The 16,232-nt window shown below is 36.2% G+C and carries 11 protein-coding genes and 2 pseudogenes; 9 read left to right on the top strand and 4 right to left on the bottom strand.

The window, feature by feature from the left end; all coding sequences use genetic code 11:
• Positions 1-26 precede the first annotated feature (26 nt).
• Positions 27-1,649, bottom strand: coding sequence for an ABC transporter substrate-binding protein (locus tag QZU81_RS05140; protein WP_295589896.1), 1,623 nt, complete (start codon positions 1,647-1,649; stop codon positions 27-29).
• 390 nt (positions 1,650-2,039) lie between these two features.
• Between QZU81_RS05140 and QZU81_RS05135 the strand changes: the two genes are divergently transcribed.
• Positions 2,040-2,678, top strand: coding sequence for a 4Fe-4S double cluster binding domain-containing protein (locus QZU81_RS05135; protein WP_295589893.1), 639 nt, complete (start codon positions 2,040-2,042; stop codon positions 2,676-2,678).
• On the opposite strand, the gene QZU81_RS05130 is transcribed toward QZU81_RS05135, so the two are convergent.
• Positions 2,673-3,233, bottom strand: coding sequence for a GNAT family N-acetyltransferase (locus QZU81_RS05130; protein WP_295589890.1), 561 nt, complete (start codon positions 3,231-3,233; stop codon positions 2,673-2,675). The two genes, QZU81_RS05135 and QZU81_RS05130, sit on opposite strands and share 6 nt — an antisense overlap.
• A gap of 149 nt (positions 3,234-3,382) precedes the next feature.
• Between QZU81_RS05130 and QZU81_RS05125 the strand changes: the two are divergent.
• From QZU81_RS05125 to QZU81_RS05090, 8 genes and pseudogenes are all read left to right on the top strand, one after another.
• Positions 3,383-4,281: pseudogene (locus QZU81_RS05125) on the top strand (ATP-binding cassette domain-containing protein).
• 1 nt (position 4,282) lies between these two features.
• Positions 4,283-4,897, top strand: a complete 615-nt coding sequence (locus tag QZU81_RS05120) for an ABC transporter ATP-binding protein (protein WP_295589886.1) — start codon at positions 4,283-4,285, stop codon at positions 4,895-4,897.
• 227 nt (positions 4,898-5,124) lie between these two features.
• Positions 5,125-6,753, top strand: coding sequence for an ABC transporter substrate-binding protein (locus tag QZU81_RS05115; RefSeq protein WP_295589885.1), 1,629 nt, complete (start codon positions 5,125-5,127; stop codon positions 6,751-6,753).
• Positions 6,754-6,825: 72 nt separating this feature from the next.
• Positions 6,826-7,824 carry an ABC transporter permease gene (locus tag QZU81_RS05110; RefSeq protein WP_295589882.1) on the top strand — a complete coding sequence of 333 codons (999 nt, stop codon included), beginning with the start codon at positions 6,826-6,828 and terminating at the stop codon, positions 7,822-7,824.
• Positions 7,814-8,677 (top strand): ABC transporter permease, encoded by an 864-nt coding sequence (locus QZU81_RS05105; protein ID WP_292825199.1) that lies wholly within the window; start codon positions 7,814-7,816, stop codon positions 8,675-8,677. Before QZU81_RS05110 ends, QZU81_RS05105 begins: the two co-directional genes overlap by 11 nt.
• Before the next feature lie 9 nt (positions 8,678-8,686).
• A pseudogene (locus QZU81_RS05100) lies at positions 8,687-9,567 on the top strand (ATP-binding cassette domain-containing protein).
• A 1-nt stretch (position 9,568) separates the two neighbouring features.
• The gene (locus QZU81_RS05095; protein ID WP_292825192.1) at positions 9,569-10,183 is read left to right on the top strand and encodes an ABC transporter ATP-binding protein; all 615 of its coding nucleotides are present in this window, start codon (positions 9,569-9,571) and stop codon (positions 10,181-10,183) included.
• A gap of 233 nt (positions 10,184-10,416) precedes the next feature.
• A complete protein-coding gene (locus tag QZU81_RS05090) occupies positions 10,417-12,039 on the top strand; it encodes an ABC transporter substrate-binding protein (protein WP_295589877.1) in 1,623 nt (540 codons plus the stop codon).
• 44 nt (positions 12,040-12,083) lie between these two features.
• Here QZU81_RS05090 and QZU81_RS05085 read toward each other — a convergent pair whose 3' ends face one another.
• Positions 12,084-13,448, bottom strand: coding sequence for an MATE family efflux transporter (locus QZU81_RS05085; RefSeq protein WP_295589875.1), 1,365 nt, complete (start codon positions 13,446-13,448; stop codon positions 12,084-12,086).
• Positions 13,449-13,578: 130 nt separating this feature from the next.
• Complete coding sequence (locus QZU81_RS05080) at positions 13,579-16,215, bottom strand: cation-translocating P-type ATPase (protein ID WP_295589872.1); 2,637 nt, start codon at positions 16,213-16,215, stop codon at positions 13,579-13,581.
• Positions 16,216-16,232: the final 17 nt, after the last annotated feature.

The raw sequence follows: 16,232 nt of genomic DNA, 5'->3' as shown, positions 1-16,232 counted from the left end.
ATAAAAAAAGGAAAAAAGATATTTAATTAAGCTGTGGAATTGGTTCTGGTCCAATCACAGATATTAATTAATATATCGTTTCCTAATCCGTCAGGTTGTTCACCAATATCGATTCCATCTTTAATGAAGTAGTTGTAGTCATAGTTTACAAGCCATGCAAATGGAGCGTCTCCAGCAGGACCCCAACCTCCGCCATTGACATTAGCGGATTGAGACCATAATGTGTTAGCTGCACTTAAATCGCTTGAATGCATTGCATCATCCATTAGTTTATCGGAATCAGTATTGTTGTATAAACCAGGGTTCATGTAGAAACCGTCAGCTTCCTTGCTGTGGTATTGTTGATAGATGGATTTATATGGGTCTGGGGAAGTTTGTTGCATTAATGCAGCGGATGAGTACATATTTGCATAAATTGTATCCCAGTCAGCACCAACTAAGTTTACTTCAATACCAATGTCTTTTGCTTGTTCTGCAAATACTGTTGCTAGGGATTGTCTGTCAAGGTAATCCGGTGGATAGTATAAATCAAATGATGCTTTTACACCATCTTTTTCAACGATTCCATCACCATCAGTGTCTTCCCAACCACCTTCTTTCAAGATTGCTTTAGCTTGATCGACATCACCATCTTTAACTTTAGCATCAGGGTTTGCGTAATCTCTTGTATCTACACTAGTGTATTCAGGAGTAGCGTGACCTGAGAAAATTTCATCACACATTGTTTGACGGTTTACACCAACGTTCAATGCTTGTCTAATAGCTTTATCCGCAGTTACATTGTTACCAATTTTCCAAGTTCCATTCCAGGAATCGCCAGTGTCATTTTGGTAAGGGAATGATACACCTTGTGCTCTACCAGCGGATTTTTCTACAAATTGATATCCATCAACTGTTTGATTTAATGCGGAGGTTGCTACAGGAACTACATCCACATCACCGGATTTAGCTAATTCTAACCAAGTAGCTTCTTCAGGGAATAATAAAGTAAGTTGAGTGAAATATGGTTTGTCACCATAATAATTATCATTTATTTTGAAGATTGCTTGTTGACCTTTATCCCAGTGGTCTAATACATAAGGTCCTGTACCAATTGGATTTTCACCGTAAGTGTTGTTATCATAAGAGTCAGATGGTACGATACCAACATATCTTAAATCATAAATGAATGTTGATCTAGGTTCGACCAAAGTGAATTCAACAGTTTTGTTATCTTTAGCTTCAACTTTTTCTATATTTGTTAAATCCAATTCAGATTCAGTTTCTTTTGCAGTATTGAATGTGAATGCTACATCTTCTGCATCGAAAGTGGAATTATCTGAGAATTGAACATCATCTCTGACATGAACTGTCCAAGTTTTTCCATCACTACTAATTGAATAATTTGTAGCAAGGTCAGGGACAATATCACCGTTCTTATCTGTTTTAAATAAACAGCTTTGTACTAAAGGATTATAATTTTGGTGTCCGCAACCCCAACCAACAAGAGGGCTGAAACCTGCTTCAGGTTCTTTAATATTGCTGTGTGCAGCTACAGTCAAATGAGTAGGGTCATCATCATGAGATCCACCCATTAAAGCTAAAGCACCACCAACAATAATAAGAATCGCTGCAACGGCACCAATAATCATCAATGTTTTTCTATCCATAACTTTTCACCATTATCCTTATTCATATTAAAATAAAAGTAATACTTTTTTTCTAAAAAATACTTAATTAGTAATACTTTTTATTGTTATTTTAATATTGATAATAATTTTATAATAATACATATAAAAATATATTTATTACTTTTAAGGTTTGTTTGACAAATAGAATACTTTTAATTATTTAACAAAAAAATGAACAGACCCAATAATATTTTTAATTAAATAAACATGTACAAAAACTATAAAAGCAAATTTAACACAATAAAAAAATTAAAAAATTAACCAAAAGTAATACAAAACTTAAATTTATATAACATTAATTTTAAACTAAGGCCAATGACCCTATCTCTAAAACTAAAAAAATTCTTAATAAAAAATGGTGCAACCGAAGTGGGTTTTGCAGACATTGCAAACTTCACGCCACAGCCAGAGTTAAAAAACGGAGTTGTTTTTTACATCACATATCCAAAAGAGATTATAAGACATATGCAGAATGCCCCGACACAGGAATATGTTGAAGAGCTAATCAGTCTGAATTCAAGATTGGATGCTCTTGGAATGAAATGTGAAGAATTTTTAATTGATGAAGGCTACAATGCATATGCTCAAACAAAAAAGAGATTAGGGACTGATTTTGGAGAGTTTAACTCATTTGAATTGCCTCACAAAACCATTGCCACACGTGCCGGACTTGGATGGATTGGAAAATCCGCACTGTTTACAACAAAAAATTACGGATCTGCCTTAAGATTATCTTCAGTATTAACAGACGCCCCATTAGATATTGGAAAGCCAATACTGAAATCAAGATGCGGAAAATGCATGGAGTGCAGAGATGCATGTCTCGGAGGGGCAATAAGCGGACTAAACTGGAACTACAAACTTAAGCGAAACGACTTTTATGATGACAAAAAATGTGAAAAATACGCATTAAAAGTTTCAGAGGAAAATTTGGGAAAACCAGATACAGTATGCGGAAAATGCATTTTTGCCTGTCCACACACACAAAAATATATTAAAGAATTATAATTTTACAGCATGTCTAAAGTCAGAACCACAAGAATCCATATCTAATCCCCGTATCTTCTTATCCATGTGTACGGTTTCAAGCTCATCATTGGAATCCAATGCAACAACAAAACCCATTTTTGTCCAAAATTCTATAGCTCCTGGCAATGTCTTATGAGTATGCAAATAGATATCGTCAAAATCAGCTTTATTTGCAAAGTTTTCTGCAATGTTAAACATTTTTGAAGCTAAACCACAGCGACGACATCTCCTATCGACGAATAATCTCCATATGCTGGAGGTAGTGTCTTTTGAATATAAGTGCCTGAATTCTGGGAAATCCTTATCATAAGCACGAATTCCAATAGTGCCAATGATTTCACCGGTTTCATAATAAGCAACAAAAAAATTATTCCTTTCAGGGTTGATATAATAATCTTCCAAATTTACAATGTCCTGATGCCACTCTGGAACATAACCGTATCCAAATTCCAATTTTATCATCTTAAACAAGAATTTTTTAACATCCTCAATTTCCTTTGGATCATTGCTTAAAGGTTTGATTGTAACATTCATAAAAAACACCATTCTGAAAAAGTATTACTTTCATATAATAATTTATTCAATTAGTAATACTTTTTAATGAATTTTGAATAACTTTAATATTGATAAAGTACAAATTAGTATTTAAAAGTTATCATTTGAAAATCATTACAGGTGATTGGATGGAAAAATTATTAGATGTTGAAAACGTTTCAATTTCATTTATTCAATATACACAAGGTTTAAATCAAAGGGATTTAAAAGTCATCACCGATTTGACACTTGACATATCTGAAGGTGAAATTTTAGCAGTATTAGGTTCAAGCGGATCAGGAAAAAGCCTGCTTGCACACGCAATATTCGGAATCTTACCGGAAAATGCAAACCTAAACGGAAAAATAAAATACAAAGGAAAGGAACTATCACAACAAGACAAAGAAGAAATAAGAGGAAAAGACATAGTGCTCGTTCCCCAATCAGTGAACTTTCTAGACCCTTTAATGAAAATCTCAGACCAGGCAATCGGACACACAGAAAGCGACGAAGAGAAAAAAGCAAAAAAAGCAAAACAAAGAGAAATCTTCGAACATTATAACTTGGGTCCGGAAGTGGATGACATGTACCCATTCCAACTATCCGGAGGAATGGCAAGAAGAGTACTCGTATCAACCGCACTACTATCCGACCCAAAACTAGTGGTAGCGGACGAACCAACACCCGGACTTGATGAAAAAACCGTACAAGAAACCTTAAACCACTTCAAACACATGAAAGAGGATGGAATCGGAGTGCTATTGATTACTCACGATATCCATGCGGCACTCGAAGTGGCAGACAGAATCGGAATATTCTACTCAGGATACGTAATCGAAATCGCACTAAAAGAAGACTTCACAGGCGAAGGAGAAAACCTACTCCCCTAACAAAAGGACACCAACCACTACACGGAGAAATACCAAACGGATGCCCATACTACGACAGATGCGAAATGAGATTCGACAGATGCAAAGAGGAAAGGCCTGAATTACTTGACCTCGGAAATAAAAAAGTCAGATGCTTCAAATATGAGGAAGGTGCATAAGATGGAACTTAAAGCAACAAACATTTCATTCAAATACCCCTCTGCTAAAAAATACCTATTAAAAGATGTCAATCTCGAACTGGATAACAATAAGATTATCGGTTTGATTGGCGATAGTGGTAGTGGAAAATCAACATTGTGCAAAATATTATCCGGATATGTCGCAAAATTTGAAGGCAGCGTGACTTTTGATGGCCAACCCCTACCTACTAAAGGATTTAAGCCAGTCCAATTAATTTATCAACATCCAGAAAAAGTGATGAATCCGAAATGGAAAATGGAAAAGGTTTTAGCTGAGTCCTGGGATGTAACAGATGAAGCTTTAAAGGAATTCGGTATTCAAAAATCATGGCTGACAAGATTCCCACAAGAGTTGTCCGGTGGAGAACTTCAAAGATTTTCTGTACTCAGATCATTAAATCCAAATACCAAATTTTTGATTGCAGATGAAATGACAACAATGCTTGATGCAATCACACAAGTGCAAATTCTGGAATCCGTATTGAAAATAGTTAAGGAAAGAAAAATGGGATTCCTCCTCGTAAGTCACGATATGGATTTGGTAGAAACAATTTGTGACGATAAAATATACTTAAAGGATATTAATGGTGTTTAATCCATTAATATTTCTATTTTTAATAAAATAATACTCCATATATAAATAAAATTAAAAAGAGTAATAATTAATACTTTTTTTAGAAAATAAAGCAATTTAGTAATACTTTTTTTAGGTAAATTTAAATAGTTACAAAATAATAAAAAATAATTAATTGTTATTATTTTAATTATTACTTATTATATTAAAAATATGACAATTACAGATTTAAAATTGGAGAACTATTTATGGATCAAAAATACATTATAGGAATAATTGCTGTACTTTTAATCGCTGTTATTGGTGGAGCACTCTTTATGAGCGGAAGCGGAACACCAGCAAGAGCGGATAATGAGTTAGTAGTAGCTGCTTTCAGTCACGGCGGTGAACCTGAAGCAGGTTATGACCCAATGTATGGTTGGGGTGATTGTGGAGAACCTTTAATCCAATCTACATTGATGAAAATGAACAGAAACATGACTTATGAAAATGACTTGGCTACAAGTTGGAAAGCAAATGATGACTTTACAGAATACACCGTAAACATCAGAGACGATGTCAAATTCACTGACAACACAACTTTAGATGCTGACGATGTAGCATTCTCATACAACCAAGCTAAAACTACTGGTGAAGCTGTTGATTTAAGTACAATGGACAATGCAACAGCAGTTGATAAAAATACCGTTAAATTCACATTAAACAAACCTGATTCAACATTTTCAGACAAATTGTTATATGTAGGTATTGTGCCATCTGATTCATACAACAACGAGACCTATGGAACTAACCCTGTAGGATCCGGACCATTCAAATTTGTACAATGGGACAAAGGCCAACAAGTAATCTTAGAGAAAAACCCTGATTACTATGGAAAACAACCTGAATTTGACAAATTGACTATTCTCTTCGAACAAAATGAAGCTTCATTCAATGCTGCTAAAAATCATGAATTGGATATAGCAGCAGTGCCATTAGCATATGCTAATGAAACTATTGACGGATACCACGCATTATTATCTGAATCCTTAGACGTAAGAGGTATTTCCTTACCTGTACAAAACAACACTGGCGAAACAAATGAAGACGGCGTTGCATTAGGTAACAACATCACTGCAGACAAATCCATCAGAGAAGCATTGAATTACGGAATCAGTAGGGAAAATATCTCTAAAGGAGCATTAAACGGTATAGGAGTACCTAACTACGACGGAATTTCTCACTTATTACCATGGTACAACAAAGAAGCTGCTATTAAAGATGGTGACATAGATAAAGCTAAAGACATCTTGAAAAAAGGCGGATGGGAAGACACCAACGGTGACGGAATTGTAGAAAAAGACGGCGTAAAAGCTTCAATCAATTTATACTACCCATCTGATGCAACCGAAAGACAAGCTATTGCTGTAGCTGTTGCTGAACAAGCAAAAGAAATCGGAATTGAAGTAAATGCTACCGGTTCCAATTGGGACGAAATGGACGCTATCAAATTTACTGACCCAATCGTATGGGGATTCGGTTCAACCGATCCAATCACCATGTGGGGAGAATACTACAGTGACCAAGCAGGTATCGGATACAACAACCCTGCACTTGTAAACAACAGCGCTGTAGATGCACACATCGACAAAGCAATGTCCGAACCTCGTGAATCATCTTATGCTGAATGGTCTGCTGTTTCCTGGGACGGAACCACAGGTATCTCACCTAAAGGTGACGCAGCATGGTTATGGATTAGTGAAATCAGATACACCTACTTCGTAGATGACAGTTTAGACATTTCCGAAGACACCTTCAAATTACAACCTCACGGAGGAGACGCATTCGGAAACATTTACGATTGGACTCGTGTATCTCCAATTAACGAAACAAGTTAAAAAAAATAATAGAGTTGGATGAATTAATTCAACTCTCTCTTTTTCCCTTTTTATTAACATTGGAGCATATTTATGTTAAAAAACGAAAAACTCTTAAAATTTTTAGGTAAAAAAATTGTCAGATTTATAATTTTGCTTATTTTTGTAATATTATTAAGTTTTATACTTATTGATATGTCTCCTATAAATCCTGTAAAAACATACATCGCTAACCTAGGTGTTGTTTCACCTGAAAAAATTGCCATTCTGGAATCATATTGGGGTGTGAATGAACCAATTACAACTAAAATGTTCAATTGGCTTGCAAATATTATACATCTTGATTTCGGAACCTCTTTGATTTACAGAGCACCTGTACTTGATGTAATCAAAGAAAAATTCGTTGCATCATTGGTATTGATGTTAAGTTCATGGATATTTTCAGGAGTAATAGGATTCTTGTTAGGAGTAATCGCCGGATTTAAAAAAGACACTATAATTGATAAAGCAATCAAAGTATACTGTTACATATTGCAATCTGCACCTACATTTTGGATTGCATTATTATTCTTAATGGTATTCAGCGTATATCTTGGATGGTTCCCAACAGGATTGGGTGTTCCTGTCGGAACATTAAGTGAAAATGTGTCCTTCTGGGACTGGCTGCACAGATTGATTCTTCCAATGATTACATTGAGCGTTGTTGGAATTGCATCAATCACATTGTTTACACGTGATAAATTAATTGATGTAATGAATAGTGATTATTTCCTATTTGCTAAAGCAAGAGGAGAAAGCGGATGGAATTTAATTGTGAGACATGGTATAAGAAATGTTTTACTTCCTGCAATCACATTGCAATTTTTAGGATTTTCCGAATTATTCGGAGGAGCAGTTCTTGTAGAGCAAATATTCACTTACCCTGGTATCGGACAGGCAGCAGTATCCGCTGGACTCAGAAGTGATGTTCCATTGCTTTTAGGAATCGTAATATTCAGTGCAATATTCGTTTATTGCGGCAATTTAATAGCAGATGTCTTATACAACTTTGTAGATCCAAGAATCAGAGAAGGTGAAGAAGATGGCGGATAAATCAAAAGATGTCTCAAGTATTTACAGCCCTATTGCAAATATGAATTTGAGAACAAAAACATTGCTTACAATTGGTTTGACTGTCTTCATTTTAGTAGCCGTTGTAATCACAAGCTTATTCATTAATTCTGCAGACATTACAACAAACTTTAATGCTATGAATCAACCGCCTTCATTCGAACATCTATTCGGTACAGACTGGATGGGAAGGGATATGTTTACCCGTACCATGAAAGGTCTTGGATTAAGTGTTCAGATTGGTGCCGGAGCTTCAATATTGAGCAGTATCATTGCTATAATTTTAGCATTTGTCGGAAGCATCAACAGCAAATTAGACAGCTTCATTGCATGGCTGGTCGATTTATTCTTATCTGTTCCACATATTCTATTGATTATATTAATATCCATAGGATTAGGTGGAGGAGCATTTGGTGTTACCATGGGTGTTGCACTTACTCACTGGACATCTCTTACAAGAATCTTAAGAGCAGAAATAAAGCAGATCAACACATCAGAATTTGTTAAATTATCACAAAGATTCGGAAAATCAAAAATATGGATTGCAAAAAAACATATTTTGCCATTAGTTATAACTCAGATTATTGTTGGAACAATATTGATTTTCCCTCATGCAATCATGCACGAAGCTAGTGTAACATTCTTAGGATTCGGTTTATCACCGCACGAACCTGCAATTGGAGTAATCTTATCAGAATCCATGAAATACCTTGCAACAGGTAACTGGTGGTTAGCATTGTTCCCTGGTTTAGCATTATTAATAATAGTTTTATTATTTGATATAGCTGGTGAAAACATTAAGAAAATGCTCGACCCAACAAGTGCAAATGAGTAGGTGATGAAAATGGATAAACTATTAGACGTGGAAAATGTTTCAATATCATTTATACAATATACACAAGGATTAAATCAAAGGGATTTAAAAGTCATCACCGATTTGACACTTGACATATCCGAAGGAGAAATATTGGCAGTATTGGGTTCAAGCGGATCAGGAAAAAGCCTGCTTGCACATGCAATTTTCGGGATTTTACCGGAAAACGCAAACCTAAACGGAAAAATAAAATACAAAGGAAAGGAACTATCACAACAAGACAAAGAAGAAATAAGAGGAAAAGACATAGTACTCGTACCTCAATCAGTGAACTTCCTTGATCCCCTAATGAAAATCTCAGACCAGGCAATCGGACACACAGAAAGCGACGAAGAGAAAAAAGCAAAAAAAACAAAACAAAGAGAAATCTTCGAACATTACAACTTGGGTCCAGAAGTGGATGACATGTACCCATTCCAACTATCAGGAGGAATGGCAAGAAGAGTACTCGTATCAACAGCACTGCTATCTGACCCAAAACTAGTGGTGGCTGACGAACCAACTCCTGGACTTGATGAAAAAACAGTACAAGAAACCCTAAACCACTTCAAACACATGAAAGAAGACGGAATAGGAGTACTGCTCATCACACACGACATTCATGCGGCACTCGAAGTGGCAGACAGAATAGGAATCTTCTACTCAGGATACGTAATCGAAATCGCACTAAAAGAAGACTTCACAGGCACCTAACAAAAGGACACCAACCACTACACGGAGAAATACCAAACGGATGCCCATACTACGACAGATGCGAAATGAGATTCGACAGATGCAAAGAGGAAAGACCACAACTTATCGACCTAGGAAATAAAAAAGTCAGATGTTTTAAATATGAGGAAGGTGCATAAGATGGAACTTAAAGGAACAAAAATTTCATTTAAATACCCATTAGCAAAAGAATACTTGTTACGAGATATTGACATACATCTGGACAACAGTAAAATCACAGGTTTAGTTGGGGACAGTGGTGTCGGAAAGTCAACATTATGCGAAATCCTATCCGGATATTACACAAACTTCGAAGGGACAGTAGAGCTGGACGGTCAAAAATTGCCTGAAAACGAATTTTGTCCGGTTCAGTTAATCTACCAACATCCCGAAAAAGTAATGAACCCAAAGTGGAAAATGAAGGATGTACTGGAAGAATCATGGAATGTTGATGACAATCTTCTATCTGAATTCGGTATTCAAAAATCCTGGTTTACAAGATTTCCACAGGAACTTTCCGGAGGAGAACTGCAGAGATTTTCCGTGCTCAGAGCATTAAATCCAAAAACAAAATTCCTTATAGCTGACGAAATGACCACAATGCTTGACGCAATCACACAAGTGCAAATCTTGGATGCAGTATTGAAAATAGTAAAACAAAGAAAAATGGGATTCTTACTCGTAAGCCACGACATGGATCTTGTAAACACCATATGTGATGATGTAATCTATTTTAATGATATTAATGGTATTTAATCATTAATATCCCTTTATTTTTTTTATAAACATTATTTTTAATAATAAAAACTTTGTACAAAAACGTGAAAGTTAATACTTTTTTTAATGAATTATTTAATTTTTTATTACTTCCCTTAGATAAATTTAAATATTATATTTTAATAATATTTTATTAATTGTTATTATTTAAAATAATAATTTTTTTAATTATTGTAATAACAAGATTATATTTAGAATTGGAGAAATTGATAATGGATACAAAATACATTATTGGAATAATAGCAATATTATTAATTGCAATAATTGGAGGAGCCATGTTCTTAGGAGGAGGCTCTTCTGTACAAAGAGCAGACAATGAACTAGTAGTTGCTGCTTACAGTCACGGGGGAGAACCGGAAACCGGTTTTGACCCTATCCTTGGTTGGAACTACTACAGCGAACCTTTGATTCAATCAACATTATTAAAGGTTAACAGAAACCTAGATTATGAAAATGATTTAGCTACAAGTTGGAAAGCAAACGATAACTTTACTGAATATACCGTAAAACTCAGAGATGACGTTAAATTTACGGATAACTCAACATTAGATGCTGAAGATGTTGCATTCACATTTAATGAAGCAAAAGCAACTGGAGCAAGTTTAGATTTAAGCAGCATGGACAATGCGACTGCTGTGGATAATACAACTGTTAAATTTGATTTAAACAAAAAAGATTCAACTTTTGTAGATAAATTTGCATACATCGGTATTGTTCCATCAGATTCATACAATAATGAAACCTACGGATCCAACCCTGTCGGATCAGGACCATTCAAATTTGTACAATGGGACAAAGGTCAACAAGTAATCTTAGAGAAAAACCCTGACTACTATGGAAAACAACCGGAATTTAACAAATTGACCATTCTCTTCGAACAAAATGAAGCTGCATTAAATGCTGCTAGAAACAAAGAAGTGGATGTTGCAGCAGTGCCAATGCAATATGCTAATGAAACAGTTGACGGATATAACATGGTTCTTATGGATACAATTGACGTAAGAGGCCTTACCTTACCAACAGAACCTAATACCGGCAAAACAACTGAAGACGGAAGCCCAATGGGTAACAACATAACTGCAGACAAAGCAGTCAGAGAAGCATTGAATTACGGTATCAACAGAACTGCAATCGCTGAAGGAGCATTGAATGGAGTTGGAGTTCCTACTTCCGATGGAGTACCTCACTTATTACCATGGTACAATAAAGAAGCACAAATCCAGGATGCTGACGTTGACAAAGCTAAAAAACTCTTAAGCGATGCCGGATGGAAAGACACCGACGGAGATGGAATCGTTGAAAAAGACGGTGTAAAAGCATCACTTAACGTATATTACCCATCCAATGCACCGGAAAGACAAGCAATTGCTGTAGCTCTCGGTGAACAAGCAAAAGAATTCGGAATCGAAATCAATGCAACAGGTTCAAACTGGGACGAAATGGGATCACACAAATGGACCGACCCAATCGTATTCGGATATGGTTCAACAGATCCATCAACAATATTTTCCAAATATCACAGCTCACAAATTGAAACCGGAAACTACGCTATGTTAAATGACAGTGCTGTTGATGCACATATCGACAAAGCAATGGGCGAATCACGTGAAGCATCATATGATGATTGGAAAGCTGCATCTTGGGATGGAAAAACTGGATTCTCAGCTAAAGGTGACGCACCATGGTTATGGGTTGGCGAAATCAAATACGGTTACTTTGTAGATGACAGTTTAGACATATCTGAAGATACTGCTTTAATCCAACCACACGGTGGAGATATTTTCGGAAATATCCTTGATTGGTCCCGTACCTCTTCAATTGAAGAAAGCAAATAAACAATTATGAGTTGAATTTATTTCAACTCTTTTTTCATTTAAACTTATTTTTCAATCAATTTTTTAATTTCAAAATCGGCCCAGACCATCGTAATGTTATTTGAAACAATTTCACCTAAAACAATTCCCATCCAGGCACCCCATACACCAAAGCCAAATACAATAGCCAACAAATAAGCAAAGAATATTGTAAAGCCTGTTTCTCTCATGATTGTCTGAAACATCGCAGTTATGCCTTTTCCTATGCCCTGGAAAACGTAAGTCGATGCAACACCAACACCCATTGTAGGATAATATATCACAATCCAAGCGAGAAAGCTAGTAAGCTCTTGAGCAATCCTTATGCTGCTTCCCGATGAAGCAAATACTGATGCTATGTCTCCTGCAAAAACATTAGTCAAAACTGCCACGATTATTCCAATGACTATTGACACTTTCATTGCATATCTATGGGCAACTTGGATATTATTATAGTTTTTAGCACCATAGTTGGCTGCAATGACACTGATTAATGCAGTTCCGATAGCCAAAAGAGGTGTTGTTCCAATAATTACCACTCTCCAGCCAGTTGAGTAAACAGCAACAGAATCTGTTGACCCAACATATGCAAGCAATGCTGAGAAAACCGCTGCGAAAAATGCATTGTTCAAAAGCTGAATGCTTGCAGGAATGCCCACTTTAGCAATATCTATTGATATATCCATTTTAAAATTGAAATTATTCCAATTAGGCTTTAAGTAAGTATCTTTTTTGATATAAAACCAATACAACAACATCAAGATTACAAATACTGAAGATATGATTGTTGCAATTGCCGCTCCTTTGACTCCCAAGTTTAAGGTGTAAATGAAAATCGGATCCAAAACCATGTTCAGGATAGCTGAGATGATCATTGCATACATCGGCCGGGTAGTATCCCCCTCACCTCTAAAAATTCCATATAATGCATTGGAGAATATTATGAAAATCGAACCTAAAAGGATGATTACACCATAATCAGTTGCATAGCCTATGGTTTGACCGGCACCCATTGCATTCAAAATCGGCTTTAAGAATATTAACAATATGATTGTTAAAATCATTGAAATGACAATATCAAGAATTATGGAATGAACAGATGCATTGTTTGCCTTTTGTTTATTGTTTTCGCCAAGATACTTTGACAGTGCAAAAGCTGCACCTGAACCCAAACCATTTCCAAACCCTACCAGAATCATGAATATTGGTGTGAAAAATCCAACACCCGCAAGTGCATCAGCACCAAGTCCTGACACCCAAGCAGCATCAATCAAATTGTAAAAACTGGTTATAAGCAATGAAACAATCAAAGGTATGGACATTTTTATCAGTGCTTTTTTAGGATTTCCAAGCATTATGTCAACACTATTCGATGAATCATTACTTAACATGAGTTAATATTAAAATTTTTTCAAATATAAAAGTAGTTATTTATTAAATTATTCATTTGTTCGAATTTTTCGAGTAACTCAAAATAAGCATTTTTCCATTAGAGAACAACAAAAAAAAGAAAAAAAGAAATTAGAATAGTGGATCTTTCACCATTCCAATTCTAAATGCATTTAAGATAACGAATATTGTTAATCCTAAATCACCAAAACCGACAGACATCATCAATGTGATGATTCCCATAATCGCAAGAATTACACACAATAATTTAACTAGAATAGCAATAGTGATGTTCTGTTTGATGATTCCCATTGTTTTGCGACTTAAGGCGAACAGATACGGCAATTTTGATATGTCATCCTGCATCAGTGCAACATCTGCTGTTTCAATAGCTACATCAGAACCTGCAGCACCCATAGCAATACCAATGTTTGATCGTGCCAAAGCCGGGGCATCGTTGATTCCATCACCAACCATAGCCACGTCACCGAATTTGTTTCTGATTGTATCCAGGATGTTAAGCTTGTCTTCAGGCATCAGATTAGAGTATACATAATCGATTCCTATTTCATCAGCAACGCTTTTTGCGGCAAGCTTGTTGTCTCCTGTAAGCATGATAGTCTGTACTCCTTGATTTTTCAAATCGGCAATTACTTCAGAAGCATTGTCTCTAATCTTATCGGATACTGTGATGATACCTAAAACCTTTTCGGTATTTCCGACAAATATCAAGGTCTTTCCTTCACTGGAGTAACTGTTGATTTCATCTTTTGAAATGTCAAATGCACTTCCTTCAATCAAAGCCTCATTAGCCGCATAGAACTGCTCGCCGTTAATGTTGGCTATAATTCCCTTACCTGGAACATTTTTAAACTCATCGATTGTATCAAAGATTATGTTATGCTCATCTGCATAGTCAACAATGGCTTTAGCAATAGGATGAGAAGATTGATGCTCCAAAGATGCTGCGATTTTGACAATGTCTTCTTCAGAGTAGTTTTCATCAAATACACCAACGTCACTTAACACCAGTTTTCCTTCAGTCAATGTACCTGTCTTGTCAAAGATGACCGCCTTGACGTTACGCATTTCCTCAACATATGTACTTCCCTTGATGATAACCCCATTTCTAGTAGCTGAAGTGATAGCAGACACCATTCCGACAGGTGTTGAAATCAAAAATGCACATGGGCATGAAATTACCAGAAGGGAAAGAGCCTTATAAACCCAATCGACCAGATTCTGACCCCATAACAATGGAGGGATTAATGCGACACATAATGCACCAACCATCATGATTGGAGTATAGTATTTTGCAACCCTTTCAACCAAAGATTCTGTTTCAGAACGGTTGAGCTGTGATCTTTTAACCAATGTTACGATTTTTGAGATTACTGAATCCTTAGCGGCTTTGGTTACTTTAATTTCAAGATATCCATCTTCATTAACAGTTCCTGAAAAGACATTGTCCCCAACTTCTTTTAGGACAGGGACACTTTCACCAGTAATTGAAGCCTGGTTGATTGAGGAGGAACCGAAAACAACTTCACCATCTAAAGGCACCTTATCTCCAGGTTTTACAATAACAATATCACCAATGTCAACTTCATCGACATTTCTAATCTCTTCCTTATCACCTACTTTGACTCTTGCAGTGTCAGGAGCAATTTCAACTAAGGATTTAATAGAACGTTTAGCCCTATCTTCAGCAACATCTTCTAAAAATTCAGCAATATAATAAAGGAATGTTACAGCTGCACCTTCTTCGGGATGCCCAATAATGAATGATGCAACACAAGCGATACATACTAACATTGCAGGACCAATAGTATGTCTGTTAACTAATGACTTATAAGCCAAAATAGCTATTTCATAACCTGCAATCACGGCACCCACCATATATGTAGCAGTTACGATTGTAGGGCTGAATGACATCCATTCAAAAATATGTCCTAAAACAAACATCAGACCGCTCGCAAGAATGATTTGCACCGGCCTATTTGCCCAGAACGGTTTTCCTTCAGCAAATAAGTCCTCATCTCCATGAGCATGGTCGTGGCCGTGGTCATGTCCATGGTCGTGGTCATCATCTGCACAATCAGGACAAGCGCAAAGGCTAAATTCAACATCATCGTCATGGCTATGGTCATGTCCATGATGGTCATGGTCGTGATCATGACAACCACAATCATCATCAGTACAAACATCACTTTCAGAATGGTCATGATGATGCTCCTCATGAGAATGCTCATGCTCGTGATCATGGCCATGATGATGCTCATGCTCATGGTTGTGATCATGACAACCACAATCATCATCAGTACAAACATCCTCTTCATGATGATGCTCATGCTCATGGTCATGGTCATGACAACCACAATCATCATCAGTGCAAACATCCTCTTCATGATGATGCTCATGCTCATGGTCGTGGCCATGATGATGCTCCTCATGAGAATGCCCATGTCCATGGTCGTGGCCATGATGGTGGTGATCATGGTCATGGTCGTGATCATGGTCGTCAGCACAATCGGGACAAGCACAAAGATTAATATCTACATCCTCATCATAATCAATTTCTTCTCTGTGATCATATACACTTAAATCAGCATTTTTCTGATAATCTCTTAATAACTGTTTATCATAATGGTTAGAATCTGTACAGTGAGTTTCATCACAATTTGGATCGAAACAGATGTAATTGTAATGTTCTGGATTGTGGCAGTTTTCATCAGCACAATCAGCATCATAACACCTATTTTCAGCCATAGTATCACCAATTAAAA

This window comes from uncultured Methanobrevibacter sp. (assembly GCF_902770715.1).
Lineage (GTDB): Archaea > Methanobacteriota > Methanobacteria > Methanobacteriales > Methanobacteriaceae > Methanocatella.
The sequence above is the reverse complement of the archived record's forward strand: the minus strand, read 5'-3'. Positions and strand labels throughout refer to the sequence as shown.